General features: G+C 65.9%; 25 protein-coding genes. 14 read left to right on the top strand and 11 right to left on the bottom strand.

Translation table 11 applies throughout. The features are described 5' to 3' along the window. Window positions 1–17 precede the first annotated feature (17 nt). Window positions 18–920, bottom strand: coding sequence for a methyltransferase domain-containing protein (locus GJ672_RS01505; RefSeq protein WP_154295553.1), 903 nt, complete (start codon window positions 918–920; stop codon window positions 18–20). Between the two features lie 86 nt (window positions 921–1,006). On the opposite strand from GJ672_RS01505, the gene GJ672_RS01500 reads away from it, so the two are divergent. Beyond that, a complete protein-coding gene (locus GJ672_RS01500) occupies window positions 1,007–1,699 on the top strand; it encodes a ComF family protein (RefSeq protein ID WP_154295552.1) in 693 nt (230 codons plus the stop codon). Here the strand turns inward: GJ672_RS01500 and ubiA are convergent. The 7 genes from ubiA to gmk all read right to left on the bottom strand — a co-directional run bounded on the left by ubiA (window position 1,696) and on the right by gmk (window position 8,914). Further along, entirely contained in the window at window positions 1,696–2,577 is an 882-nt protein-coding gene (ubiA, locus tag GJ672_RS01495; RefSeq protein WP_154295551.1) for a 4-hydroxybenzoate octaprenyltransferase, read from the bottom strand. The genes GJ672_RS01500 and ubiA overlap by 4 nt on opposite strands. Further along, window positions 2,558–3,124: a chorismate lyase gene (locus tag GJ672_RS01490; protein WP_154295550.1), complete on the bottom strand. Its 567-nt coding sequence runs from the start codon at window positions 3,122–3,124 to the stop codon at window positions 2,558–2,560. Before GJ672_RS01490 ends, ubiA begins: the two co-directional genes overlap by 20 nt. Window positions 3,125–3,136: 12 nt before the next feature. Further along, complete coding sequence (recG, locus tag GJ672_RS01485) at window positions 3,137–5,212, bottom strand: ATP-dependent DNA helicase RecG (RefSeq protein WP_229381915.1); 2,076 nt, start codon at window positions 5,210–5,212, stop codon at window positions 3,137–3,139. Between the two features lie 3 nt (window positions 5,213–5,215). Beyond that, window positions 5,216–5,608: a RidA family protein gene (locus tag GJ672_RS01480; RefSeq protein WP_154295549.1), complete on the bottom strand. Its 393-nt coding sequence runs from the start codon at window positions 5,606–5,608 to the stop codon at window positions 5,216–5,218. A gap of 33 nt (window positions 5,609–5,641) precedes the next feature. Beyond that, window positions 5,642–7,810, bottom strand: coding sequence for a bifunctional GTP diphosphokinase/guanosine-3',5'-bis pyrophosphate 3'-pyrophosphohydrolase (gene spoT, locus GJ672_RS01475; protein ID WP_154295548.1), 2,169 nt, complete (start codon window positions 7,808–7,810; stop codon window positions 5,642–5,644). A 10-nt stretch (window positions 7,811–7,820) separates the two neighbouring features. After that, the gene (rpoZ, locus tag GJ672_RS01470) at window positions 7,821–8,162 is read right to left on the bottom strand and encodes a DNA-directed RNA polymerase subunit omega (protein WP_154295547.1); all 342 of its coding nucleotides are present in this window, start codon (window positions 8,160–8,162) and stop codon (window positions 7,821–7,823) included. 74 nt (window positions 8,163–8,236) lie between these two features. Continuing rightward, window positions 8,237–8,914, bottom strand: coding sequence for a guanylate kinase (gene gmk / locus GJ672_RS01465; RefSeq protein WP_229381914.1), 678 nt, complete (start codon window positions 8,912–8,914; stop codon window positions 8,237–8,239). Between the two features lie 25 nt (window positions 8,915–8,939). On the opposite strand from gmk, the gene rph reads away from it, so the two are divergent. The 4 genes from rph to GJ672_RS01445 are packed head-to-tail and all read left to right on the top strand — an operon-like array spanning window position 8,940 to window position 11,605. Further along, the gene (rph, locus tag GJ672_RS01460; RefSeq protein WP_154295546.1) at window positions 8,940–9,656 is read left to right on the top strand and encodes a ribonuclease PH; all 717 of its coding nucleotides are present in this window, start codon (window positions 8,940–8,942) and stop codon (window positions 9,654–9,656) included. A gap of 1 nt (window position 9,657) precedes the next feature. Beyond that, the gene (gene rdgB, locus GJ672_RS01455) at window positions 9,658–10,272 is read left to right on the top strand and encodes an RdgB/HAM1 family non-canonical purine NTP pyrophosphatase (RefSeq protein ID WP_154295545.1); all 615 of its coding nucleotides are present in this window, start codon (window positions 9,658–9,660) and stop codon (window positions 10,270–10,272) included. Continuing rightward, complete coding sequence (gene hemW / locus GJ672_RS01450; RefSeq protein WP_229381913.1) at window positions 10,257–11,438, top strand: radical SAM family heme chaperone HemW; 1,182 nt, start codon at window positions 10,257–10,259, stop codon at window positions 11,436–11,438. Before rdgB ends, hemW begins: the two co-directional genes overlap by 16 nt. Next, entirely contained in the window at window positions 11,426–11,605 is a 180-nt protein-coding gene (locus GJ672_RS01445) for a CPXCG motif-containing cysteine-rich protein (protein WP_154295544.1), read from the top strand. Before hemW ends, GJ672_RS01445 begins: the two co-directional genes overlap by 13 nt. Window positions 11,606–11,619: 14 nt before the next feature. Here the strand turns inward: GJ672_RS01445 and GJ672_RS01440 are convergent, their stop codons facing one another. Next, entirely contained in the window at window positions 11,620–11,997 is a 378-nt protein-coding gene (locus GJ672_RS01440; protein ID WP_154295543.1) for a SirB2 family protein, read from the bottom strand. A 166-nt stretch (window positions 11,998–12,163) separates the two neighbouring features. Here GJ672_RS01440 and GJ672_RS01435 point away from each other — a divergent pair, with 166 nt between their 5' ends. Both GJ672_RS01435 and GJ672_RS01430 read left to right on the top strand, forming a co-directional pair. Next, the gene (locus GJ672_RS01435) at window positions 12,164–12,427 is read left to right on the top strand and encodes a type B 50S ribosomal protein L31 (RefSeq protein ID WP_154295542.1); all 264 of its coding nucleotides are present in this window, start codon (window positions 12,164–12,166) and stop codon (window positions 12,425–12,427) included. An 81-nt stretch (window positions 12,428–12,508) separates the two neighbouring features. Next, window positions 12,509–13,807, top strand: coding sequence for a citrate synthase (locus tag GJ672_RS01430; protein ID WP_154295541.1), 1,299 nt, complete (start codon window positions 12,509–12,511; stop codon window positions 13,805–13,807). 27 nt (window positions 13,808–13,834) lie between these two features. On the opposite strand, the gene GJ672_RS01425 is transcribed toward GJ672_RS01430, so the two are convergent. Beyond that, window positions 13,835–14,413: a hypothetical protein gene (locus tag GJ672_RS01425; protein ID WP_229381912.1), complete on the bottom strand. Its 579-nt coding sequence runs from the start codon at window positions 14,411–14,413 to the stop codon at window positions 13,835–13,837. A 50-nt stretch (window positions 14,414–14,463) separates the two neighbouring features. Continuing rightward, window positions 14,464–16,869 (bottom strand): penicillin-binding protein 1A, encoded by a 2,406-nt coding sequence (locus GJ672_RS01420; RefSeq protein ID WP_154295539.1) that lies wholly within the window; start codon window positions 16,867–16,869, stop codon window positions 14,464–14,466. Between GJ672_RS01420 and pilM the strand changes: the two genes are divergently transcribed. Genes pilM through GJ672_RS01385 form a run of 7 tightly spaced genes read left to right on the top strand, consistent with a single transcriptional unit; the run spans window position 16,859 to window position 23,257 of the window. Then, on the top strand, window positions 16,859–17,878 hold the full coding sequence (gene pilM, locus GJ672_RS01415; protein WP_154295538.1) for a type IV pilus biogenesis protein PilM: 1,020 nt from the start codon (window positions 16,859–16,861) through the stop codon (window positions 17,876–17,878). The two genes, GJ672_RS01420 and pilM, sit on opposite strands and share 11 nt — an antisense overlap. Then, window positions 17,862–18,419 (top strand): PilN domain-containing protein, encoded by a 558-nt coding sequence (locus GJ672_RS01410; RefSeq protein WP_154295537.1) that lies wholly within the window; start codon window positions 17,862–17,864, stop codon window positions 18,417–18,419. Before pilM ends, GJ672_RS01410 begins: the two co-directional genes overlap by 17 nt. A 4-nt stretch (window positions 18,420–18,423) precedes the next feature. Continuing rightward, a complete protein-coding gene (gene pilO / locus GJ672_RS01405) occupies window positions 18,424–19,341 on the top strand; it encodes a type 4a pilus biogenesis protein PilO (protein WP_154295536.1) in 918 nt (305 codons plus the stop codon). A 3-nt stretch (window positions 19,342–19,344) separates the two neighbouring features. Next, a complete protein-coding gene (gene pilQ / locus GJ672_RS01400; RefSeq protein ID WP_154295535.1) occupies window positions 19,345–20,475 on the top strand; it encodes a type IV pilus secretin PilQ in 1,131 nt (376 codons plus the stop codon). Further along, complete coding sequence (locus GJ672_RS01395) at window positions 20,472–21,005, top strand: shikimate kinase (RefSeq protein ID WP_154295534.1); 534 nt, start codon at window positions 20,472–20,474, stop codon at window positions 21,003–21,005. The genes pilQ and GJ672_RS01395 overlap by 4 nt, the downstream gene beginning before the upstream one ends. Beyond that, complete coding sequence (aroB, locus tag GJ672_RS01390; RefSeq protein ID WP_154295533.1) at window positions 20,998–22,092, top strand: 3-dehydroquinate synthase; 1,095 nt, start codon at window positions 20,998–21,000, stop codon at window positions 22,090–22,092. The genes GJ672_RS01395 and aroB overlap by 8 nt, the downstream gene beginning before the upstream one ends. After that, the gene (locus GJ672_RS01385; RefSeq protein ID WP_154295532.1) at window positions 22,085–23,257 is read left to right on the top strand and encodes a deoxyguanosinetriphosphate triphosphohydrolase; all 1,173 of its coding nucleotides are present in this window, start codon (window positions 22,085–22,087) and stop codon (window positions 23,255–23,257) included. The genes aroB and GJ672_RS01385 overlap by 8 nt, the downstream gene beginning before the upstream one ends. Window positions 23,258–23,389: the final 132 nt, after the last annotated feature.

The following is a 23,389-nucleotide window of genomic DNA, read 5'->3' as shown; positions in this document are numbered from 1 at the left end:
CGCCGGGTCCAATTCGCTCATCCATTCCGCCGCCGTCGAGGCACGGACAGACTGTCCAGGGGCACCCGAACCTCGCCCTGGTCGCCACTGATCTGCAGTTGCGCGTCGGTCCCCCAGGCATGCCCATAAGCGACCTCCCAGGTCGCCGGAAGACGACCCTCCGAGTCCGCCAGACGCCCATAGGCCTGCTCCATCGCCGCCCAGCGCCGCGGCGTGGTGAGGCCCCGTCGCCGAGACACGAGGGCATTTCTCAGACCCAGATGGGTGAGGTCGTCAATCAATGACTTCACGTCGGCATAGGTCAGCGTGAAATGCTCCATGTCCATGACCGGATCCGCCATTCGGGCGCCCACCAGCGCATCACCGATATCGTGCATGTCCACGAATCCGTGTACGTGGGGGGTATCGTCCACCGCCGCCCACGCCCCCCGCAGCTCGGTGAGGGTGTCCGGCCCGAAGGTAGCAAACATCAACACGCCCTCCGGACGAAGTACGCGCTGCAGCTCCCGCGCCGTGGCTCGAAGGTCGGGGACCCGGTGCAGGGCCAGGCTGGAGAAGATCAGGTCGAAGCTGTCATTGGCGAACGGCAACTGATCCAGCGCCGCGCAGACCCCCGGCATGCGACGCCAGCGACGGCCCTGACGGCGGGCGCGGGCCACCAGGGCAAGCCCCAGGTCCATGGCCACGTGCCGCGCCCGCGGATAGCGCTGCCGCAGCGCGGATGCGCTGATGCCGGTGGCGCAGCCGAGGTCCAGCACCGCGGTGGGCTCCACCCGGACGTAGTCGAGCCGCTCCACCAGTCGCCGGGCGACCTCACGATGCAATACCGCCGCCTCGTCAAAAACGGGCGCGCATTGCTCCAGGCGGCGTCGAAGCTGGCCGGAGTCCAGGCGCAGGGGGTCATCAGTTGCCGTGTTCATCCGCCCATGCTGCCATATCCATCCGTCGGTCGGCAGGCGCAGTACACCGCATTTTCCCGCGGCGCCACCTCCGACAGGATGGGGTGATGATCAGCTCCTGGCAGCATCCCGGCTTTCTGGCTCGAACCCTCGATACCCTGTTCAGCGGCCACTGCCGATTCTGCAGTGCCCCGGCCACCGGCGACGGGCTGTGCAGCGGCTGCCATGAAGACCTGCCGTGGATCACGGCCAGCTGCCGGCGCTGCGGCCTGCCGCTGGCCTCCGGTGCCCCGGTCTGCGCGGCCTGTCTCAGCCACCCGCCCCCGTTCGATCACACCGTCGCCTTGTGGCGGTATGAAGCGGGCATCGAAACCCTGATCCGGCGCTTCAAGCTCCATGGCGACCTGGCCGCCGGACGGCTGCTGACCCGTCTGGCTGCCCGTGAACTTGGCACCCGGCAGACACCCTGCCCCGGACCGCTGATGGCCATGCCCATGCACCCTCGCCGGCGACGCCGGCGCGGCTTCAATCAATCCGCGCTCATCGCCAGCTGGCTGGGCCCCGTCGTCAGGAAACCGCTGGTGATCCGTCATCGGGATACGCCACCCCAGCGCCGGCTGGATGCCGAAGGGCGGTGTCATAACCTGAAAGGCGCGTTCCGGCTCTGCCGTCGTCCACCCGCCGCCGTCACCCTGGTGGACGATGTCATGACCACCGGCGCGAGCCTGACGGAAGTGGCCCACTGCCTGCGCGCCGGCTGCCGCCGCATTGATGTGGTGGTTCTGGCCCGGGCGCTTTAAACGCCGGGCAATGTGTCAATCACCAGGCCGGCAAACACGATGCCACCGTAGACATTGTTGCTGAGAAACGCCCGGAAACAGGCTTGCCGCTCGCGATTCCGAATCAGCCGCTGCTGATGGACGAACAGCAGCGTTGCCAGCGCGACGCCCGCATACCAGGCAACGCCGAGCCCCGCCCGAACCCCGATCACCAGCAGCAACACGGTCATTAACAGCTGCAGCAGGGCGATGATCGGGCGGTCGAAGCGGCCGAACAGGATGGCCGTGGATTTGATCCCGACCTTCAGGTCATCGTTACGATCCACCATGGCGTACTGGGTGTCGTAAATGGTGGCCCAGACCACCGCAGCGGCAAAGATCCACCAGGCCAGCGGCTCGATAACCCCCGCCTGGGCCGCAAACGCCATCGGCGCCGCCCAGCCGAACGCGGCTCCCAGGTGGATCTGGGGCAGGTAGGTGTAGCGCTTCATGAAAGGATAGGTGGCGGCCAGCGCCACTCCGACCAGCGCCAGCATGATGGTCAGGCGGTTGGTCAGCAGCACCAGCCCGAACGCCATTAGACAGAGCCCCACGAACAGTGCCAATGCCTCACGCTCGCTGACCTGACCCGTGGTCAGGGGCCGATTGCGGGTTCGCTCCACATGGCGGTCCAGGTGTCGGTCGGCGTAGTCATTAATGACGCAACCCGCAGCCCGCATCACCAGGACACCAGCGACGAATATCGCCAGCACGTCCAGCCGGGGCAGCCCGTCCGCCGCCAGCCAGAGGGCCCACAGGGTGGGCCAGAGCAGCAGGAAGTTGCCGATGGGCCGGTCCAGTCGCGCCAGCCGCGCGTACAACACCAGGCGCTGGGACCAGTCAATGCCGGTCGCGGACATGCGCACACTCCTCCACCAGCGGTTGCAGGAAGACTTCCGTGACCAGCAGCGGGCGCCCGGCGATTCGGAACACCGAGCGACGCGCCCAGGCCGGGGTACCGCCACACTCCAGGGCACGCTGCCCAAGCCGGCTGTGCGGCGTGACCGGGGCGACTTCGATGTCTCCGCGGCGCACCGGATACCGCCCGAACAGGAGCTTGCCCAGGGGCTGGCCACCCAGTCGGCGCAGGCGGCGCAGCGGACCACTCAGGCTACTCGCCGGAATGGCGCTACGGGCGTACACCAGGGGCTCCCGGTGCCGGCACAGCAGCACCTCCCGAACCCAGAGCCAGTCAGCGCCGGTGCGCCCCAGGCGGCGGCGTTCATCCCGCCAGCCCCGGCGCCAGGCCTCCGAGACCACCGCCACCCGGAAAGCATCGCCGGCGAGGCCGCGCAGCCGGCGAGTCAGAGACCCCGGCTCCTCCAGCCAGGGGCGCAGGCCCACCGGGATCCGGCCTCCCACGGGCCGGGTCATGGGCCGCCAGTTGTGGATGCCGGGTTGACTCATGGACGCCTTTGGCTAGACCTGTGCATAGCGTTCACCTTCTCCCACCCAGCGCCGGATCAGCGCCGTGACCGCCTCCGGGTGATCGTTCAGAAGGCCCGGCGCTGACGCCTGCACGCGCTCCAGCAGATGCCCGTCGCGGAGCAGATCGGCGATCCGATAGGTCAGCGCGCCGGTCTGCCGGGTCCCGAGTACCTCCCCGGGGCCCCGAATCTCCAGATCCCGTCGGGCGATACGAAAACCGTCGTTGCTTTCACGCAGAATACCGAGGCGCGCCCGGGCCGTTTCTCCCAGCGGGCCATGATACAGCAGCACACAACTGCTTCGGGTCTCGCCACGTCCCACCCGGCCCCGCAGCTGGTGAAGCTGGGCCAGGCCCAGGCGCTCGGGATTTTCGATGATCATGAGGGACGCGTTGGGCACGTTGACTCCGACCTCGATCACCGTGGTGGCCACCAGCAGATCCACCTCCCCCGCCTCGAAGCGGCGCATGACCGCCTCCTTGGCCGTCGCCGCCAGCCGTCCGTGAACCAGCCCGATACGCAGTTCCGGCAGTTGCTCGGCGAGCCGACTGGCCGTGGCCTCGGCGGCCTCCGCCTCCAGCACGTCGGATTCCTCCACCAGCGTGCAGACCCAATAGGCCTGACGCCCGGCCGCGCAGGCATGACGGATTCGGTCCACCACTTCCTGACGCCGGGTGTCCGGCATGGCCACGGTGGTCACTGGCGTCCGCCCCGGCGGCAGCTCGTCAATGACCGAGACGTCCAGGTCCGCGTAGGCGGTCATGGCCAGGGTTCGGGGGATGGGGGTGGCGGTCATCACCAATTGATGGGGCTGCACCCCGCCGGCGCCCTTGTTGCGCAACGCCAGTCGCTGATGCACGCCGAACCGGTGCTGCTCATCAACCACCACCAGCCCGAGGCCGCGGAACACCACCCGCTCCTGAAACAGGGCATGGGTGCCCACCACCAGGGGAATGTCCCCCGCCTGAAGGCCCTCCAGCGTCGGCCGTCGCTGGGCGGCGGTGGACCGGCCCGACAGCCAGCCCACGGTCAGGCCCAGGGGCTCCAGCCAGGCGCGGAAACTTCGCAGGTGCTGCTCCGCCAGCAACTCCGTGGGCGCCATCACCGCCGCCTGCCAGCCAGAGCCGATGGCCCGCAGCGCCGCCAGCGCGGCAATGACAGTCTTGCCGGAGCCCACATCCCCCTGGACGAGACGCAGCATGGGACGGCGCTCGCCCATGTCGGCACTTACCTCCCCATCCACCCGCTGCTGAGCGCCGGTGAGCGCGAACCCCAGCGAGGTGAGCAGATCCCGTGTCAGCGTCTTGCCTTCCTGCAGAATCGGCGCCGGCGCCAGCGATCGCTGCTCGGCCCGAAGCCGCAGCAGACTCAGGCGGTGGGCCAGCAATTCCTCGTAGGCCAGCCGCTGAATAGCCGGATCGTCGCCGGCCAATAGCGCTTCAACATCGGTGTCGGCCGACGGAGCGTGGACGCGCTGCAGCGCCGCCGTCAGCGTTGGCAGGCCGAGATCGACCAGCAGCTGCGCCGGCAGCCACTCGGTTACTGACCCGGACCAGGCCAGGGCGGCGCTGATGGCCCGTCGAAGGGATGGCTGGTTGATTCCCTCGGTGGCGGGATACACCGGCACGAACCCGCCCGCCGGCGGATCGGCATCCTCGCTCACCGCCTCCCAGTCCGGGTGAACCATCTGCAGGGTGACTGGCCCCGGGCGGGCCTCGCCAAAAACCCGCAAACGGGTGCCACGGGCCAGCTGGCGTGCCTGGTTGGCGTAAAAGTGGAAGAAGACCAGCTCCAGACTGCCGGTGCCGTCACTGAGCCGGCAGACCAGTCGACGGCGACGGCCGCTCACCACCTCGCTGGCGGTGACTGTGCCCTCCACCAGAGCACCCAGGCCGGGCTCCAGTTCGCCCACCCGGCGCACCCGGGTGCGATCTTCGTAGCGCAACGGCAGATGGAAAGGCAGATCCTCCACCCGCCGAAGACCGAGGCGCCCCAGCCGCTCCGCCAGTCGCGGACCGATGCCCGGGAGCCGGGTCAGCGGGGTTCCCGGGCTGTCCGCGCTGGCCACCGGCTAGTCGCGATCAGCCAGACTCAGGATCGCCTCGATTTCCACCAGCGCCGAGCGCGGCAGTTCGTTCACCCCGATGGCGGCCCGCGCCGGCGTGGAGCCCTCGAAGTACTCCGCCATGATGGCGTTGACGGTGGCGAAGTGAGAGAGATCGGTGAGGTAAATCGTCATCTTGCAGACGTCTTCGAGACCGCCGTCGGAGGCCAGGCACAGGGCCTGCAGGTTGTCGAACACCCGCCGCGTCTGTTCCTCAATGCCGCCGTCCACCATTTCCATGGTGACCGGGTCCAGGGGAATCTGTCCGGAAACGAACACCAGGTCACCGGCGCGCACCGCCTGGGCGTAGGGGCCGATGGCGGCCGGCGCCTGATCGGTCTGAATAATCTTTCGGGCCATGAAACGCTCCCCCGGTTGAGCCGCGGCAATGAATCAGCCGCGGCGGCGATTGATGCGCAGGACCGCGGACAGCCCTCGCAGACGACGCATGATTCGCGCCAGATGGACACGGCCGTGCACACTCAGCACCAGCCGCATGATCGCAATCATGCCTTCCTTTTCTTCGATTTCAACCGCATCGATATTGGAATCGAGATCGGAGATCACAGCGGCCACGCTGGCCAGCACCCCCCGCCGGTTCATGACCTCAATGGTAATCGCCACCGGGTATTCGCCCTCGGCCATGGCGTCCCACTGAACATCCACCCACTTCTCGGGATGGTTGCGGTATTCACGAATGTTGTTGCAACTCTGGTCGTGGATGACCACGCCGCGGCCGGCACTGGCAAAACCCACGATGGAGTCGCCAGGAATCGGCCGGCAGCAACGCGCAAAGGTGACCACCGTCCCCTCGTTGCCGCGCACCTGCATGGGCCCCGGGCGCCCATCCAGGCCGGTCTCCCGGGACTCGCCGGATATCCCTGAAAGACGCCGGGCCACCAGCCATGGCATGCGCTTGCCGAGACCGACTTCGGCAAATACGGTGTCCAGCTGATCGGCGCCCAGCTCCTCGAGCACCGTCCGGGTCTGCCTGTCGCTGATGTCATCGACGGTCATGCCCAGGGCGTCCAGCGCCTGCTCCACCAGACGACGCCCGAGGTGCTCCGCCTCCCGGCTCTGCAAGCGCTTGAGGCGATGACGAATGGCGGTTCGGGCCTTGGCGGTGACCACGAAATCCAGCCAGGCCGGGTTGGGCCGGGCCACCGGGGCGGTGATGATCTCCACGGTCTGACCGGTCTCAAGCGGCGTTCTCAGCGGTGCCAGGCGGTGATCAATGTTGGCGGCGATGCAGGCATCACCCACATCCGAGTGGACGGCGTAGGCAAAGTCCACCACGGTGGCGCCTTTGGGCATTTCCAAGATCTCGCCCTTGGGCGTGAACACGTAAATTTCGTCGGGCAGCAGATCGATTTTGACGTTTTCAATGAATTCCAGGGAGTTGCCGGCATTCTCCTGCATTTCCATCAGGCCATGGACCCACTCCCGAGCCCGGGTCTGGGCCACGCTGCTGGCGGCCCCGTCTTCCTTGTAAATCCAGTGGGCCGCAATCCCCGACTCGGCCACCCGATCCATTTCGGCGGTGCGGATCTGCACTTCCACCTGAATGCGGCGCGGTCCGACCAGCGTGGTGTGCAGGCTCTGGTAGCCGTTGATTTTGGGGATGGCGATGTAGTCCTTGAGACGGCCGGGCAACGGCTTGTAAAGACCATGACAGTGCCCCAGCACCCGGTAGCAGGTGTCCACGTCGTCCACCACCACCCGAAATCCATAGATGTCGAACACATCGTGGAACCCCGCCTGCTTGCTGCGCATCTTCTGATAGATGCTCCAGAGGTGCTTCTCCCGACCGATGATTCGGGCATCGATGTCGGCGCCGGCGAGGCTGTCCTGGAGGGCATCGGCGACGGTGTCGAGAAGCTCCCGGCGGGTCCCGCGCTGACGGCGCACCCGTTCCTTGAGCACCCGATAGCGCATGGGGTAGAGCGCGGCAAACCCCAGGTCCTCAAGTTCGATGCGGACGCTGTTAATGCCCAGCCGCTGGGCGATGGGGGCATAGATTTCCAGGGTTTCCCGGGCAATGCGGGCGCGCTTGCTACGCGGCATGACCCAGATGGTGCGCATGTTGTGCAGCCGGTCCGCCAGCTTGATAAGGATGACGCGGATGTCCTGGGACATCGCCAGCACCATCTTGCGGAAGTTCTCCGCCTGGGCCTCGGCCTTGCTGCGAAAGTTGATCTGGGTGAGTTTGGAGACCCCGTCCACCAACTGGGCCACCTCGACACCGAAGGCGTCGGCGATCTCGGCCTTGGCCGTGGGGGTGTCTTCGATGACGTCGTGAAGGATCGCGGCGCAGAGACTCTCGGCATCGAGCCCCATTTCCGCCAGCGTTCGCGCTACTGCCAGTGGGTGAGTGATGTAGGGCTCACCGGAGAGCCGCCGTTGGCCGGAGTGGGCTTTCTCGCCAAACAGGAAGGCCTGATGGACGGTTTGAACCTGCCGCGGCTCAAGATAATTTTCGAGGAGCGAGCACAGCTCGGTCGCCCGAACCGCCGCATCCGCCCCGGCGGGCTCACTGGCAACCGATGCGCTATCGCTTGCCATGGAAACCGGACTACTCTTCCGGTTTTTCCTCGATTCCGTTGCCGCCTGGTGCTTCACCGTTGCCTTCGGCCTCCGGGTTCTCGGTTGCCTCGTCCGCCTGCGCTTCCGCTGCATGGGCGTCATCGAGGGCTCCAAGCGCCTCGGCCGCCTCGGCCTCGACATCCAGAATGTCTACCGTCACGTGCCCCTCGGCAATTTCGCGAAGCGCAACCACGGTGGGCTTGTCGTTTTCCCACTCAACGAATGGCTGCCTTCCCCGAGCAACCTGACGGGCACGCCGCGTCGCCGCCAGGACCAGCTCGAAGCGATTGTCGATGGTATCGAGGCAATCCTCGACCGTGACTCGTGCCATGTCGGCAACCTCCAGAAAAATTGAATAACGTTATGATTTTTCAGTTTAGCGCGAAAAAACGCTGATTAAAAAATTTACCGACTCCGGGGCTCGGCGGCGGTCAGCGCCTCGAGGGCGGGGCCGTGGGTCAGCATCTGGCGGCCAACGGTCAATCGCCGGGCCCGAACAATCGCCTCAAAGTCGGACAGTGCGGTAACAAAATCGTTGTTCCAGACCAGGTAGTCGTATTCAGCGGCATGGGCCATTTCACTGACAGCGGCCGCCATGCGGCGGGCAATCACCGCGTCACTGTCCTGATTGCGGCCCCGCAGGCGCTCTTCCAGTGCCTCCAGAGAGGGCGGCAACACAAACACCGACACCGTGTTCGGCCACTGGGCACGGATCTGCCGGGCGCCCTGCCAGTCGATTTCCAGCAGGACGTCACGGCCGGCGGCAACATCCGCGGCAACGGCGGCATGGGTCGTGCCATAGCGCCGATCAAAGACCCGAGCGTGCTCCAGAAAGGCCCCCGCCTCGATCAGCGCCAGAAACGCTTCATCATCAACGAAATGATAATCGCGGCCATCCGCCTCGCCCGGCCGCGGGGCACGGGTGGTGTGGGAGACCGAGAAGACCATTTGGGGGTCGCGCTCCATGAGCGCACGAAGCAGCGATGTCTTGCCGGCACCGGACGGCGCGGAAACGATGTAAAGGGTGCCACCCATGCCCTGTTCCATGGCGATAATGCTACCCTCATCGGCCTTTTTTCGCATCAGTGACAACTCTCAGGAGACCTTCATGCGCCCCAGCGGCCGATCCCCCGACGCGCTTCGCCCGACTCGTCTGACCCGCGGTTTTACCCGCCACGCCGAAGGGTCGGTGCTGGTGGAGTTCGGTGACACTCAGGTGCTATGCACCGCGTCCGTCGAAAACCGGGTGCCACCCTGGCTGCGCAACACCAACCGCGGCTGGGTCACAGCGGAATACGGGATGCTGCCCCGGGCCACCGGCAGCCGCACCGACCGGGAGGCGGCCCGGGGCCGTCAGCAGGGGCGCACTGTCGAGATCCAGCGTCTCATCGGCCGATCCCTGAGGGCCGTGGTTGACCTGGAAGCCCTGGGCGAGCGACGGGTGGTGATTGACTGTGATGTGCTGCAGGCCGATGGCGGCACCCGCACCGCGGCCATCACCGGCGGTTACGTGGCGCTGGCGGATGCCATCGGCCATTTGCGCCGCACGGGTCAGCTGCGTCGCAATCCCTTGCATGGCCAGGTCGCCGCGGTCTCGGTGGGCATTTATCAGGGCACGCCGGTGCTGGATCTGGACTACGCCGAAGACTCGGAGGCGGAGACAGACATGAACGTGATCATGAACGACGCCGGCCACTTCATCGAGGTCCAGGGAACCGCCGAGGGGCATGCGTTCCGACGCGAAGAGCTGGCCGGCATGCTGGATCTGGCGGAAGCCGGCATCGCCGAACTGGTGCTCGCTCAGCGGGCAGCCCTGGAGGCCTGACATGGCCGTGGTGGAACGCTTGGTACTGGCCAGCGGCAACCCCGGCAAGGTCAGTGAACTCCAGTCATTGCTGCATGGGCTGGTGGCCGAGATACGGCCGCAGTCCTTTTACTATGTTCCCGAGGCGGCGGAGACCGGCACCACCTTCATCGAGAACGCGATCATCAAGGCGCGCAATGCGGCGGCACACACCGGCCTGCCCGCGGTGGCCGATGACTCCGGCCTGGAAATTCCGGCACTGGACGGGGCCCCCGGTGTTCGCTCTGCCCGCTGGGCCGGGGACGATGCCGACCAGGCCGCCAATAACGCCCGGCTCTGCGACGAGCTCATCGACCTCGGGCCCCACGAGCGCACCGCCCTGTACCGCTGCGTTCTGGTCTACATGCGCCATGGCGATGATCCGGCGCCGTTAATCGCCGAAGGCCACTGGGTGGGTGAGGTGACTGATCAGCCAAGAGGCACCGGGGGCTTCGGCTATGACCCCCATTTCTACCTACCAGAGCAGGGCTGCACCGCCGCCGAACTGGATGCCGCCACCAAAAACCGGCTTAGCCACCGGGGTCAGGCCCTGGGCCACCTGCGCTCGCGCATGGAGGCGCTGTGGCGGGGCGTCTGACTCCACCGCCCCTGGGGCTTTATGTGCACCTCCCCTGGTGCGTCCAGAAATGCCCCTACTGCGATTTCAACGCCCACGCCCTGCGGGGCGACCTGCCGGAATTCGAGTATGTGGACGCGCTGCTGCGGGATGCCGAGCAGCTGACCCGGGAGTGGACGCCGGGTCCCGTACAGAGTCTTTTCATTGGCGGTGGCACCCCCAGCCTCTTCAGTCCGGAAGCCATCGCACGGCTGCTGGCGGGCCTGAGGCAGACCCTGACCCTCACGCCGGGCATGGAAATCACCCTCGAGGCCAACCCCGGGACCGTGGACGCGAGCCGCTTCGAAGGTTTTCTCAGGGCAGGGGTCAACCGCCTGTCCATTGGTGCCCAGAGTTTTTCCAGCCGCTGCCTGCAGGCACTGGGGCGAATCCACGATGGTGCCGGGTCCATCGATGCCATCCAGGCCGCCCGCCAGGCCGGTTTTGAGCGCATAAACGTCGATCTGATGCATGGCCTGCCGGGCCAGACCGTGGAAGAAGCGATTTACGACGTGGACACGGCCCTGTCCCTGGCGGTGGGTCATCTTTCCTATTACCAGCTGACGCTGGAGCCCGGCACCCCGTTTCATTACCGGCCGCCGGTACTGCCGGATGATGATGAACTCTCCGAAATCGAGGCCGCCTGCGCTGATCGGATAGCGGCGGCGGGTCTGCACCGGCACGAGATATCGGCCTGGGCCAGGCCTCGCGAAGAGTGCCGCCATAACGTCAACTACTGGCGATTCGGAGACTACCTGGCGGTGGGTGCCGGCGCCCATGGCAAGCTGACTTTCACGGACGGCCGGATCCTGCGCTACCGACTGGTGCACCTGCCCCGCCAGTACCTGGCCCTGGCGGGAACACCGGCCAGTGTCGCCGAGCAACATCCGGTACCACAGGACGAGCTGCCTCTCGAGTACTTGATGAATGCGCTCAGGCTCACCGATGGCGCGCCGGTCCAGGAGGCCCTTGAGCGCACCGGTCTTGGCTGGGAGGCTTTTGCCGATGGTGTCGCCGAGGCCCGGCGGCGGGGGTGGCTCCGGCGGGATCCTGAGCGTCTGGCGCCCACCGAGGACGGGCAGCGTTACCTGAATGACCTGCTGGGCCTGTTCATGAGCGACGGCGGAGGTGAGCAATGGACGAGCTGATGATTGATTGCCCGTACTGCGGGGAGTCCTACACCACGCTGGTGGACGCGTCCGCCGGTGATCAGGATTACATCGAGGATTGCGAGGTCTGCTGTCGTCCTATCGAAATCCATTTGGAAATCACCGTCGATGGCCCAGTGCTCTACGCCCGCCGGGATGACGACTGAAACCGCGGCCGGGCCTACACCGGAACGGGTGTCTTGGCGAGGGCCACGGCGAGCATGTAACCGTAGACCGCCAGCGCACCGACGAAGGCCACCGTCTTGCCCACCGGGGTCGACGCCCTTTTCAGGGCAAACGTCGCCAGCCCGATGTAGAGCAACAGCGCGATCACTTTGGCGGTGATCCAGTCATGGGGCACCACCGGCCAGCGCCAGCCCATCCAGGCAATGCTCAGCGCGCTCACCAGCAGAGCCGTGTCGATGACGTGGGGGGATATTTTCACCCAGCGACGCTGGATCATCGCGGACCCGGACACGGTCCAGCCCCAGCGGACGATAAAAAACAACACCGTCAACGTGATCAGTGTGGTGTGGAGATGCTTCAGGCCGTCGTACATGGGCACCGTATTCCAGAGTGATCGGATGACACCGGGCGGATCTTAACCGCCGCTCCGGGCGCTGCCAACCGGCCTTCGGGGCATCGCAGTGCAGCATCTCCCTTGTACGGGCGACGGCAAGGGCCTAATATACCGCGCTCCAAATCCCAACGGCCCGAGAAGCGCCATGAAAAAAGACATTCACCCCGAATACCGTCAGGTTGTGTTCCAGGACATTTCCTCGGATTTCTCATTTCTGACCCGCTCGACGATCCGGACGGACGAGACCGTCAAGTGGGAAGACGGCGAAGAGTACCCGCTGGTCAAAGTGGAAATCTCCAGCGCCAGTCACCCCTTCTACACCGGCAAGCAGCGCGTGCTGTCCAGCGGTGGTCGCGTGGATCAGTTCCGTCGTCGCTACGGCGCCCGGGCCAAGGGCGGGCGCGGCTAGGCCCGCCGGCGTGGCCGCCGTATCGCGGCCGGATTTGTTCGAGGCACTGCCGCGACGGAGCCAATACAGGAGAGCTCAGCGATGGCCGACAAGACCGTAACCGTCACCGATAACGCCACCGGTAACAACGTCGAACTACCGGTCCGGCAGGGCACCCACGGGGCAGATCTGGTCGACATCCGCAGCCTCCACTCCGAACTGGGTTATTTCACCTACGATCCGGGTTACAGCTCCACGGGCAGCTGTCAGAGCGACATCGCCTACATCGACGGTGAGCAGGGCGTGCTGCTCTATCGCGGGTATCCCATCGAGCAGCTGGCGGAGCAAAGCTCGTTTCTGGAGGTCAGCCGTCTGCTGATTCACGGCGAGCTGCCCAGTAAGGCCGAGCTGGAGGAATTCGAGCAGGCCATTACCCGTCACACCATGGTCAACGAAAGCCTGCGCATTTTCTTCAACGGCTTTCATTACAACGCCCACCCCATGGCCATGCTGACCGGTGTGGTGGGATCGTTGTCGGCGTTCTATCACGACACCATCGACATCAACGACCCGGACAACCGGCTCCTCTGCGCCCACCGAATGATCGCCAAGATGCCCACCATTGCAGCGGCGGCGTTCAAGCACATGGTGGGTGAGCCATTCGTCCATCCGCTGAACCGGCTGTCCTACACGGGCAACCTGCTGAACATGCTGTTTGCCCGCCCCAGCGAGGACTACGAGATCAACCCGGTGGCGGAAAAGGCGCTGGATCAGCTGCTGATTCTGCATGCGGACCACGAGCAGAACGCCAGCACTTCCACGGTTCGCCTGGCGGGCAGCACCGGCACCAACCCATTTGCCGCAATTGCCTCCGGCTGCGCCGCACTCTGGGGGCCGGCCCACGGCGGGGCCAACGAGGCCGTGCTGAACATGCTCAGTGAAATCGGCAGCGTCGATCAGGTGCCGAAGTTCATCGAGAAGGCCAAGGACAAGAATGATCCATTCCGTCTGATGGGCTTTGGACACCGGGTCTACAAGAACTACGACCCCCGCGCCACCATCATTCGCAAGACCTGCCACGAAGTGCTCGACGAATTGGGCGTGGGCGATGATCCGCAGCTGGAACTGGCCATGGCCCTCGAGGAAATCGCCCTGGCCGACGACTACTTCGTGGAGCGCAAGCTCTATCCCAACGTGGACTTCTACTCCGGCATTATCTACCGCGCGCTGGGCATTCCCACCGAATTCTTCACAGTACTTTTCGCCATCGGCCGCACCCCCGGATGGGTGGCCCAGTGGATGGAGATGCTCACCGACCCCGAGCAGCGGATCGGGCGTCCCCGGCAGCTCTACACCGGCGCGGCCCGACGGGATTACGTCCCGCTGCACCGCCGCGGCTGATCAGGAATCATCGATCACGGACCGGCGTCAGGCGTCGGTCTCGATCAACGCCGCCACCTCGTTTTTGCCCGCCCGCCGCATGGGACGCCCGTCCACTGGGCTGCGCGGCGGATGACGGCGATCGCGCTCGCTGAAAACCGTCAGGTGAACCGGGACATCGCCGGCGACGAACCGGTGCATCGGCACAAACAGATACTCGTCGTCGAAGCGCAGCCGCCGCTCCTCGGTATCAAACGGGATGCCCTGCTCCATGAGGAACAACACCACGTCCTCCGGCGTGTCGGCAAAACAATGCAGATCCACGGCGGTGTCCGGACCCGCCGTGCCATCCAGCACCGGTCCCGTCAGTCTGGGCCGGAAGGACGCGAAAAAACTCATGGCCTCCAGGGCCGCCTCGCGAAGCGTCTGCAGGGCGGATAACTGGCGCTCACCGCCGAAGAGACGCTGATAGTCCTGCAGGGCCGCCTGGATCTCGCGGTTCTGGGGCAGGTTGGTGGTGCCGGGGGCACCCAGATGGAGCGCGGCCTTGCGCTTGGCCAACGAAAAGTCTTCGACGCCTTCGGTGGCCATGACACGAGCCGCTTCCTGCGCGATGCGCTCGCGCATGCGCGCGTCCCGACTTGCTTTACCCCTTGCCATGCTGTGCTGCTCTGCTTTTAGAAGATCGGCTGTCCGTCGCTGCCGCGGGCGTTGTCGGATTCATCACCGCTGCCATTGCCCGTGGACCCGGCCGGCAGGTACTCCTCGCGGAATGTTTCGAAAATGGCGCTGGTGTCATGACTGCCGGTGAGATTGCCGGTCTCCGGGTCAATGCGAACCGTCACCAGGCCATCCGGCCGGCTGGGTTGCGCCTCGGGGACACCACTGAGGGCCCGACCCATGAAATCGGTCCAGATGGGCAGCGCAGCCCGGCTGCCGGTTTCGAATTGCCCCAGAGTCTCAAGCTCGTCAAATCCCACCCAGGCACTGGTCACCAGTGCGGAGTTGAATCCGGCGAACCAGGCATCGATCTGCTCGTTGGTGGTGCCGGTTTTGCCGGCCAGATCCGAGCGCCCCAGACGCCGGGCGGATCGAGCCGTTCCACTTGTCACCACGTCCTCGAGCATGGATCGCATCTGCCAGGCGTCGCGCTCACTGATGATTCGTTCCGCCGGGCGCGCCGCCGGGCGCAGCGGTCCGGCCTCTGATGCCGCGGCGGGCGGCATGTCCCCGGGATCGGCGGCCCGGGTCGGGTAGGCCTCGTAAACCGGCTTCCCCGTCTGCTCCACACGGTCAATGAAATACGGCTCCACCAGATAGCCGCCGTTGGCAAACACGGCATAGGCCCTGGCGAGCTCCAGTGGCGTCAGGCTCCCGGACCCCAGCGCCAGCGAGAGGTTGGCGGGCAGGGCTTCCTCGGACAGACCGTAACGTTTCATGTGATCGATGGCACGACCCACGCCGATCTCTCTCAACACCCGAATGGACACCAGATTGCGGGAATGAATCAGCGACTCCCGAAGTCGGGTGGGCCCGAATACGCGGCCGCTGTAGTTCTCCGGCCGCCAGACACTCTCCAGGGCCGCGTCGGAAAACACCACCGGCGCGTCGTTAATCAAAGTGGCCGGCGTCATCCCGGCCTCAAGCGCCGCGGAATAGACCAGTGGCTTGAACGCCGACCCCGGCTGGCGGCGGGCCTGGGTGGCCCGATTGAAACGGCTGTCGGCGAAGTCATAGCCCCCGATGACGGCCTCCATGCGCCCATCCTCCGGCGCCAGCGATATCAGCGCGGCCTGGGGCTCGGGGACCTGGGCGAGACGCCATTCGCTGTCGGTCTGGCGCAGATGGATGACATCGCCCTCGGTGAGAATGTCACCGGCCACGTCCGGATTGCGGCCCAGGGCATTGCGACCGAGGTGAGGCCGAGCCCAGGACAGCCCGCCCCAGGGGATGGTGACGACCTCGCCCTCGGCGGTGAAAACCTCCACCGAGCGCTCATCGACGGATTGAACACGCCCGGTCTGCAACCCGCCCGGACGGGGGTAGGCCGCCAGACGCTCGAAAAGCGGGGTTTCGTCCACCTCGGCGTCCACGGGCTCGAGGTTATCCAGCGGCCCTCGGTAACCGTGCCGCTCGTCGTAAGCGTGCAGCCCTCGCCGCACCGCGGCCCTGGCGTGTGCCTGGCGTTCCGCGGAAATGGTCGTGAATACTCGATAACCCCCGGTGTAGGCCTGCTCGGCGCCGTAGCGATCAACCGCCCATTGCCGGGCCATTTCGGCGACGTAAGGGGCCGAGACCTCCCGGTCACGGCGATGACGGCGGGCGGTGACTGGCGCCTCCATGGCCTCCTGGTACCGGGCTTCGTCGATGAAACCCTCGGCCCGCATCCGCCCGAGCACGTAGGCCCGGCGCTGCAGCGCACTGGGCTGGCTGGCAATGGGATTCCATGTTGAGGGCGCCTTGGGCAGGCCGGCAATCATGGCCTGCTCCGCCAGGGTGAGATCACTGAGCGACCGCCCGTAATAAACCTCGGCTGCCGCCTGCACCCCATAAGCCCGTTGCCCGAGGAATATTTTGTTCAGATACAGCTCGAGGATGGTGTCCTTGTCGAGTTCGCGCTCGATGCGCAGTGCCAGGAAAATTTCGCGGATCTTGCGGATGTAAGTCTGCTCCCGGGTCAGGAACAGATTGCGGGCGAGTTGCATGGTAATCGTGCTGCCACCCGGACCGATTTCACCGGTGCGAACCAGGTACCAGACCGCCCGCATCAGCCCTTGATAATCTACTCCCGGATGCTGCCTGAAGCGGCGATCCTCGGCGGCCAGAAACGCCTGAATCAGCGTGTCGGGAACGTCATCAAGCTGCACCGGAGTGCGCCACCGCTCGCCGAATTCATCGATCAGTTTGCCTTCCGCCGTGTAGACCCGCAGAGGCACCTGCAATTGCACATTGCGCACCTGCTCCACGGACGGGAGGCCGGGTGCCAGCACCATGTAAGCCGCCACCAGAACACCGGCGGCGCTGAGTGCCAGGGCCGAAAGGCCAGCCAGAAGCTGCAGGGAGCGCTTGAGGATGCGAGACATAAAACGGTCTGGTTACCCGGTGGCCATCTTCAGTCAGTTTACCACCGGCGCATTAAAGTTCCGTGGCCAGCTCCCCGGAATTGGCCGGCAAGCCGGCGCTGCCGTGGGTATCGATATCGGCAGCGCCAGCGTCAAGGCCGTGGCACTCGACCTGAGCCGCACGCCGATCCGGCTCCTGAATTATGCGGTGGTCGACCTCGACGATGGAGCGGACCGAAACACCCGAACGCGCGTCGCCCTGCGCACCGCGGCCAGGCGTCTCCGGCGCCGACCTGCCGTGGTCGCCGCCGCTATTCCCACCGCTGAGGCCATCGCCCGCCGGATCAGCGTACCCGCTCACCTGAAGGATGGTGCCCTCGCCGCTCACGTCGCTCTGTCCCTGGAAGATCAGCTGCATCAGCCACCGGATGAACTGCATTACGACTTTCGCGCCCTGGGACCGTCCCCGGAGGACTCCAGCCGCCTTGATCTGTTGTTGGTGGCTTGCCGGCGTGAAGTGGTCGAGGCCCGACGGGCGGCATTGCGTCGGGCCCGGATCCGCTGCGATGTGGTGGATGTTGAAGATCGCGCCATGGCACGGACCCTGGCATTGACCGGCGCGGCATCGCCATCCGCTAACTCGGGCAACGTGGAAGCGGTGATCGACGTGGGTCACCGGCGCATCGGGCTGCATGTTTTTGATCAGGGCGAGCCGATGCATGCACAGAATCAGCCAATGGAGCCGGACAGCGATCCGGCAGACGTGGCCGAGCGGGCGCTCGATCGCTACGAGGGGAGCCCCGACGCGCGACAGCCGGACCACGTCTGGCTGATGGGCGGAGATATTGGCCGAGATGGCAATGACCTGATGAAAAGCCTGGACGCCATGCCGGTTGATCTGAAAACCCTGACAGGCCTGGAAGTCCCGCCGCATCTGCAGACGGCGGCGCTGGCAGGCCGATACCGACGGCTGGCGGTGGCCATCGGGCTTGCCCTCCACGCAGGAGATCCGCATGCCCACTGGCGTTAATCTGCTGCCCTGGCGGCAACAGGCTGCTCGCTCCCGGCGTCGGCGGTTCAGCCGGCAGCTGGTCGGTGCCTTCGTGATCGGCATCGCGGTCAGCGCCGCGGGGGCTAAGGCCATCGAGCATCGCACCCAGGCGGCCAGCCAGCACCATCAGCAACTCCAGGCACAGGCCGACCAGATCCGGGAAGAACTGGAGACCATTCGGCAGCTGGAAGATCGCATGGCCGCGTATCAGCAGCGCCTGGACGTTCTCGAGTCCCTGAACGCCGAGCGCCCCGACCCCATGGACACTCTGACGGATCTGCTGGCCGAGCTGCCGGAGGGAACGGTGCTGCAGCGGCTCACCGGGGACGCTTCCCGCCTGCAGTTGACGGGCACCAGCCCGTCGCCCGCCACCCTCGCGCGGTACCTGGATCAGCTGGAGTCGCGGCCGGCGTTCGACCAAGCCCGCCTGGAGAATCTGGTGCCGACGCAAAACCGCCAGGGTCGGCAGCACTTCCGGATCGGCGTCCGCCTGAATTCCCGGCACGGGGAGGAACCCTGAACCAATGGCTGGCCTGGCGTTGCCCGATCCCCCGAACCGGCGGGGCCGATTCTGCCTGGCGCTGGCCGGCTCGCTGACGCTTGGCATGCTGGCAGGGGCCTGGATGATGCTGCGACCCGCCATGGAGGCCCTGGAAACAGGCCGAAGCGCCGCCGTGGCCCTCGAGGCGGAAGTCCGGCAACAACAGGCGCGGATCACGGTCCGCGCCGAGCTGGAGGGCGTGGTCGAAGGCCTCGCCACCGAGGTGCGTCAATCCTACTCGCGGCTGCCCGCGACAAACGACCTGGCCGGGCTGCTGGCCAGCTTGTCAGCCGCCGCTGACCGGCATGACCTGACCCTGGAACGCTTTCAGCCCGGCGAGGCCCTCTCATTGGCAAATCATCAACGCCAGTCCGTGACCGTGGGTCTGCGGGGAGCCTGGCCGGGCCTGCTGGCTTTCCTGACAGCCCTGAGCCAGGAGGCCCGCTTTCTCCATCTCGGCCGCCTGGAGTTCACTCAGGCCACGTCGGAGGCCCGGCTCGAGGGACTGCGACTGGAGCTCTCCCTGGACGCGGTCTGGCAGGAGCACGGGCCGGAACTGGCCCATCAGGCGGTCCCGCCGATGGCCGCCGCGGACAGGCCGGTGCCGCCGGCGCTGCCAGCGAGCCTTCGACTGGACCCTTTCCGGCGCGATCGCGGGCTGCCGACCTATCTGGGGCGAATTGAGACCCGTGAAGCGCGCTGGGCCCTGCTGCGAGGACTCGAGCAGTCGGTCTACCCGGTCCGGGCCGGCGATGAGCTGGCGCCGCCGCTCCATCACCAGCGTTTTCGGATCAAGCAGATCATGCCGGACGCCCTCTACCTGCAGTTCGCCGATGATGTCAGCGGCGAACCCCCCATACGACTGCCGCTGGTCACCACCCACCGCGAGAAACGCGACTGATTCATGCGTAGCCTGACCCGGTTGCCCTGCCTGCTGTGCGCGCTGGCTGTCCTGTCCATGAGCAGCCCGGCACTATCCGATTCGGTTCGCATCGATGTCCGTGACATGTCCCTGGAAGAGCTGTTGGACCACGTGGATGCCCTCACCGATCAGCCGCTGACCAGGGGCGATGACACCGTCGTCGACGGGGCCGACGAGGCGCCTTCCGAGGTCGCAGAAAGGACCATGCATTTCATCGCCGTGAAATACGCGGACGCCGCTCGGCTGGCCCCGCTGCTGGACGCCCCGGAAGCGCGGGTGGACGAGCGCACCAACACCCTGGTGGTCCGCGGTACGCCGGAGGAAATCCGCCGGGCGCGGATGATGGTGGAGCGGCTGGATGTCCCGGTTCGCCAGGTCCTGATCGAGGCCCGGATCGTCATCGCCAGCGAGGACTTCAGCGACGAAATCGGCGTGCAGTTCGGCCTCGCTGGAGAAGGCTCCGTGGGAGGCAGTTCCGTGTCCGCGGGCGGCAGCCTGGGGCGCGATGGCCTGCTGGTGGACCTGCCCACGGGCAATGCCGCTGGTGCCGCCGGTGTTGCCATCGGCAAGGTGGGGAGCTATCTGCTGGAGCTGGAGCTCTCGGCCATGGAAAGCGAAAATCGTGGCGAAATCGTCTCCAGCCCCCGGGTGGTCACCGCCAGTAACCAGCAGGCGGAAATCAAACAGGGCGTGCAGATCCCTTTCGAACAGGCCACGTCCAGCGGCGCCACCAGCATCACCTTTCGTGAGGCCGTGCTCGGCCTGGTGGTGACACCGCGCATCACCCCGGATGACCATGTGCAGCTGGAACTGGCGGTCAATCAGGACAGCCGCGGTGAGGAAACCCCGGAAGGCCCTGCCATCAACACCCAGGCGGTCCGGACCAATGTGTTAGTGGCGGACGGCGAAACCGTGGTCCTGGGGGGTGTGTTCGAGCAGACCCGCCGCGAGGGATACCGGCGTGTGCCGCTGCTGGCGGACATCCCGGTCATGGGTGGGCTGTTCGAGCGGCGCATTCGGGTGGATGACCGCAGCGAACTGCTGGTCTTCGTCACCCCCCGAATCATCGAAGCCCCGGAAACCGGCCTGAACGCGCTAGAATTTCGGCCATGAGTCGAATTGAGCGTGTATTTCTGATTGGCCCCATGGGGGCTGGCAAAACCACCATTGGCCGGCGGCTAGCCCGTCGCCTGGGTTTTGACTTCATCGACGTGGACAGTGAACTTGAAGCCCGCACCGGCGTGGACATTCCCCGAATTTTCGACATCGAGGGAGAAAGCGGCTTCCGGCGACGCGAGGCCAATCTGCTGGCCGAACTCACCGAACGGCAGAAGACCGTCCTCGCCACCGGTGGAGGCGCCATTCTGGACGCGGACACTCGACGCTATCTCGGTGGCCGGGGATTCGTCATCTATTTGCGGGCCAGTATTCCCACCCAGTTGAACCGAACCCGCGGCAGTGACCGCCCCATGCTGCAGCATGCCGACCCCGAAGCCCGTCTGCGCGCACTGCTCGCGGAACGCGGTCCGCTGTATGAGTCGGTTGCCGATCTCGGCGTGGACACCGAAGATGGGAGCCCCGATCGGTTGGCCGCTGAGCTTGCCGACCGCATTCGACACAGGGAGAGCGTTCGCCATGACTGAGGCGATCGAAACCGTACAGGTGGAGCTCGGCGAGCGCCGCTACCCCATCGCCATCGGCCGGGACCTGCTCAACGATAACAGGCTGCTGGCGAGCCATATCACCGCCCGCCAGATCCTGGTGATCAGCAATGAAACCGTGGCGCCGCTGTACCTTAAACCCCTGCTGGCCGGCTTCCAGGACCGGGACTTGGCGGTGGTCAACCTGCCGGACGGCGAGCAGGAAAAAAAGCTCGAGTCGCTGCTGCCGGTGTTTGACGAGCTGCTGGTGCGGGGCTTCGGGCGGGATTGCCAGATCATCGCCCTCGGCGGCGGAGTCATCGGCGACATCGCCGGTTTCGCCGCGGCCACCTATCAGCGCGGCGTCGCGTTCATTCAGGTGCCCACCACTCTGCTGGCCATGGTGGACTCCTCGGTGGGCGGCAAGACTGGCGTCAATCACCCCCGCGGCAAGAACATGATCGGCGCCTTTCATCAGCCCCGGGCGGTGATCGCCGATCTGGCGGTGCTGGATACGCTGCCCGACCGGGAGCTGCGGGCCGGCATGGCCGAGGTGGTCAAATACGCGCTGCTGGGCGACCCGGCTTTCCTGGAGTGGCTGGAGACCCATCTGGACGATGTCATGGCCCGGCGCAGCGACGCCATTGGCACCGTCATTCAGCGCTCCTGCCGCAACAAGGCGGCCATTGTCGCCGCCGATGAACGGGAGTCCGGGCAGCGGGCGCTACTGAACCTGGGCCACAGCTTCGGCCACGCCATTGAAGCCGCTGCCGGCTACGGCACCTGGCTCCACGGCGAAGCCATCGGCGCCGGCCTGTGCATGGCCGCCGACCTGTCCCGTCGACTCGGCTGGATCAGCCCAGCGGAGCAGGCTCGGGCGGAGGATCTGATCCGGCGGGTAGGGCTGCCGCTACGGCCACCCGCTGACATCGGCCCGCAGCGGTTCCGGGAGTTCATGGCCCGGGACAAGAAAAACCGGGACGGAACCCTGCGTCTGGTGCTCATGCAGGGCATCGGCAACGCCGTGGTCACCGACGGCTACACCGAAGCGGCCCTCACTGAAACCCTCGAGGCCTACACCGGTGGTTGATGCGAAGACCGACACGCCGGGCCTGGCGGCGTGGGCGTCCCGCCCATCCCTCAGCCGCGGACGGCGCTATCCCGAATCCGGCGCCGATCTGCGCAATGCCTTCCAGCGGGACCGGGACCGAATCATCCACAGTGCGGCGTTCCGGCGGCTGGAATACAAAACCCAGGTATTCGTCAATCACGAGGGTGACCTGTTTCGCACCCGGCTGACCCATAGCCTCGAAGTCGCCCAGATCGCCCGCACCATCGCCCGGGCCATGGGGCTCAACGAAGACCTCACCGAAGCCATTGCCCTCGCCCATGACCTGGGCCACACCCCGTTCGGGCACGCCGGCCAGGAGGCGCTGGATGCCTGCATGCAGCCCTGGGGCGGTTTCGAGCACAACCTGCAGTCCCTGCGCGTGGTCGACCTATTAGAGGGACGTTATCCGGACTTCGACGGACTCAATCTGAGTTTCGAAACCCGGGAAGGGCTGGTCAAGCGCTGCCCCGCCAGCCAGGCCGAGCGCCTGGGGGAAGTCGGACGCCGTTTTCTGGAGGGCACCCAGCCCTCGCTGGAAGCCCAGCTCACCAACATCGCCGACGAGATCGCCTATAACAGCCATGATGTGGACGACGGCCTGCGGGCCGGCCTGATCAGCCTGGATCAACTGGCCGAGGTGGAGTGGATTCACGAGTTGCGCCGGGCGGCGGTGCAACGCTATCCGCAGCTGGGCGGGCGGCGCCTGGTCTATCGCATTGTTCGGGATCTTATTGCCGATCAGGTCCAGGATCTGATCCGCTTCAGCGAAACGGCCATTCAGAACCATTCGCCCACCGATCCGGATGCGGTTCGTGCCCTCAAATCGCCGCTGATCGGGTTCAGTCCCGCCATGCAGCAGCGTCACCGGACTCTGAAGGCCTACCTCCACGAGAACCTCTACCGGCATCACCGGGTGCATCGCATGACCACCAAGGCAAAGCGGGTGGTGGAGTCCCTTTTCGGCGCTTTTTTTGAAGACATCCAGCTACTGCCTCCCCAATTCCGCCAAGCCGCCGAAACCCGTGAGGCGGAACGTGGCCCGCGGGGCCGCGCTCGTGTCGTGGCGGACTATGTCGCCGGCATGACCGACCGGTTTGCCATTGACGAGCACGAGCGCCTGACCAACCCCGGCCGGCTCACCTGAAGTTGCCTGAAAAGCCCATGATCGCTATATTGGTTGGCCATTTGCCCATAGACATGGGGCGCGGTCGGGCCTCGGCCTGAAGCCCGCTAATCCAGCACAAAGACGGGGAGAGTCCAGCGCCGCGAGGCGGCC

The organism is Spiribacter sp. 2438 (genome assembly GCF_009676705.1).
In the GTDB taxonomy this organism is placed as follows: domain Bacteria; phylum Pseudomonadota; class Gammaproteobacteria; order Nitrococcales; family Nitrococcaceae; genus Spiribacter.
This window is presented reverse-complemented; position numbering and strand designations above follow the sequence as displayed.

What these genes read in the sequence shown, in the direction of transcription:
- GJ672_RS01505 (WP_154295553.1), bottom strand. Translation starts at nt 920, where the DNA reads ATGAACACGGCAACTGATGACCCCCTGCGCCTGGACTCCGGCCAGCTT.
- GJ672_RS01500 (WP_154295552.1), top strand. Translation starts at nt 1,007, where the DNA reads ATGATCAGCTCCTGGCAGCATCCCGGCTTTCTGGCTCGAACCCTCGAT.
- ubiA (WP_154295551.1), bottom strand. Translation starts at nt 2,577, where the DNA reads ATGTCCGCGACCGGCATTGACTGGTCCCAGCGCCTGGTGTTGTACGCG.
- GJ672_RS01490 (WP_154295550.1), bottom strand. Translation starts at nt 3,124, where the DNA reads ATGAGTCAACCCGGCATCCACAACTGGCGGCCCATGACCCGGCCCGTG.
- GJ672_RS01480 (WP_154295549.1), bottom strand. Translation starts at nt 5,608, where the DNA reads ATGGCCCGAAAGATTATTCAGACCGATCAGGCGCCGGCCGCCATCGGC.
- spoT (WP_154295548.1), bottom strand. Translation starts at nt 7,810, where the DNA reads ATGGCAAGCGATAGCGCATCGGTTGCCAGTGAGCCCGCCGGGGCGGAT.
- rpoZ (WP_154295547.1), bottom strand. Translation starts at nt 8,162, where the DNA reads ATGGCACGAGTCACGGTCGAGGATTGCCTCGATACCATCGACAATCGC.
- gmk (WP_229381914.1), bottom strand. Translation starts at nt 8,914, where the DNA reads ATGCGAAAAAAGGCCGATGAGGGTAGCATTATCGCCATGGAACAGGGC.
- rph (WP_154295546.1), top strand. Translation starts at nt 8,940, where the DNA reads ATGCGCCCCAGCGGCCGATCCCCCGACGCGCTTCGCCCGACTCGTCTG.
- rdgB (WP_154295545.1), top strand. Translation starts at nt 9,658, where the DNA reads ATGGCCGTGGTGGAACGCTTGGTACTGGCCAGCGGCAACCCCGGCAAG.
- GJ672_RS01445 (WP_154295544.1), top strand. Translation starts at nt 11,426, where the DNA reads ATGGACGAGCTGATGATTGATTGCCCGTACTGCGGGGAGTCCTACACC.
- GJ672_RS01440 (WP_154295543.1), bottom strand. Translation starts at nt 11,997, where the DNA reads ATGTACGACGGCCTGAAGCATCTCCACACCACACTGATCACGTTGACG.
- GJ672_RS01435 (WP_154295542.1), top strand. Translation starts at nt 12,164, where the DNA reads ATGAAAAAAGACATTCACCCCGAATACCGTCAGGTTGTGTTCCAGGAC.
- GJ672_RS01430 (WP_154295541.1), top strand. Translation starts at nt 12,509, where the DNA reads ATGGCCGACAAGACCGTAACCGTCACCGATAACGCCACCGGTAACAAC.
- GJ672_RS01425 (WP_229381912.1), bottom strand. Translation starts at nt 14,413, where the DNA reads ATGCGCGAGCGCATCGCGCAGGAAGCGGCTCGTGTCATGGCCACCGAA.
- pilM (WP_154295538.1), top strand. Translation starts at nt 16,859, where the DNA reads ATGCGAGACATAAAACGGTCTGGTTACCCGGTGGCCATCTTCAGTCAG.
- GJ672_RS01420 (WP_154295539.1), bottom strand. Translation starts at nt 16,869, where the DNA reads ATGTCTCGCATCCTCAAGCGCTCCCTGCAGCTTCTGGCTGGCCTTTCG.
- GJ672_RS01410 (WP_154295537.1), top strand. Translation starts at nt 17,862, where the DNA reads ATGCCCACTGGCGTTAATCTGCTGCCCTGGCGGCAACAGGCTGCTCGC.
- pilO (WP_154295536.1), top strand. Translation starts at nt 18,424, where the DNA reads ATGGCTGGCCTGGCGTTGCCCGATCCCCCGAACCGGCGGGGCCGATTC.
- pilQ (WP_154295535.1), top strand. Translation starts at nt 19,345, where the DNA reads ATGCGTAGCCTGACCCGGTTGCCCTGCCTGCTGTGCGCGCTGGCTGTC.
- GJ672_RS01395 (WP_154295534.1), top strand. Translation starts at nt 20,472, where the DNA reads ATGAGTCGAATTGAGCGTGTATTTCTGATTGGCCCCATGGGGGCTGGC.
- aroB (WP_154295533.1), top strand. Translation starts at nt 20,998, where the DNA reads ATGACTGAGGCGATCGAAACCGTACAGGTGGAGCTCGGCGAGCGCCGC.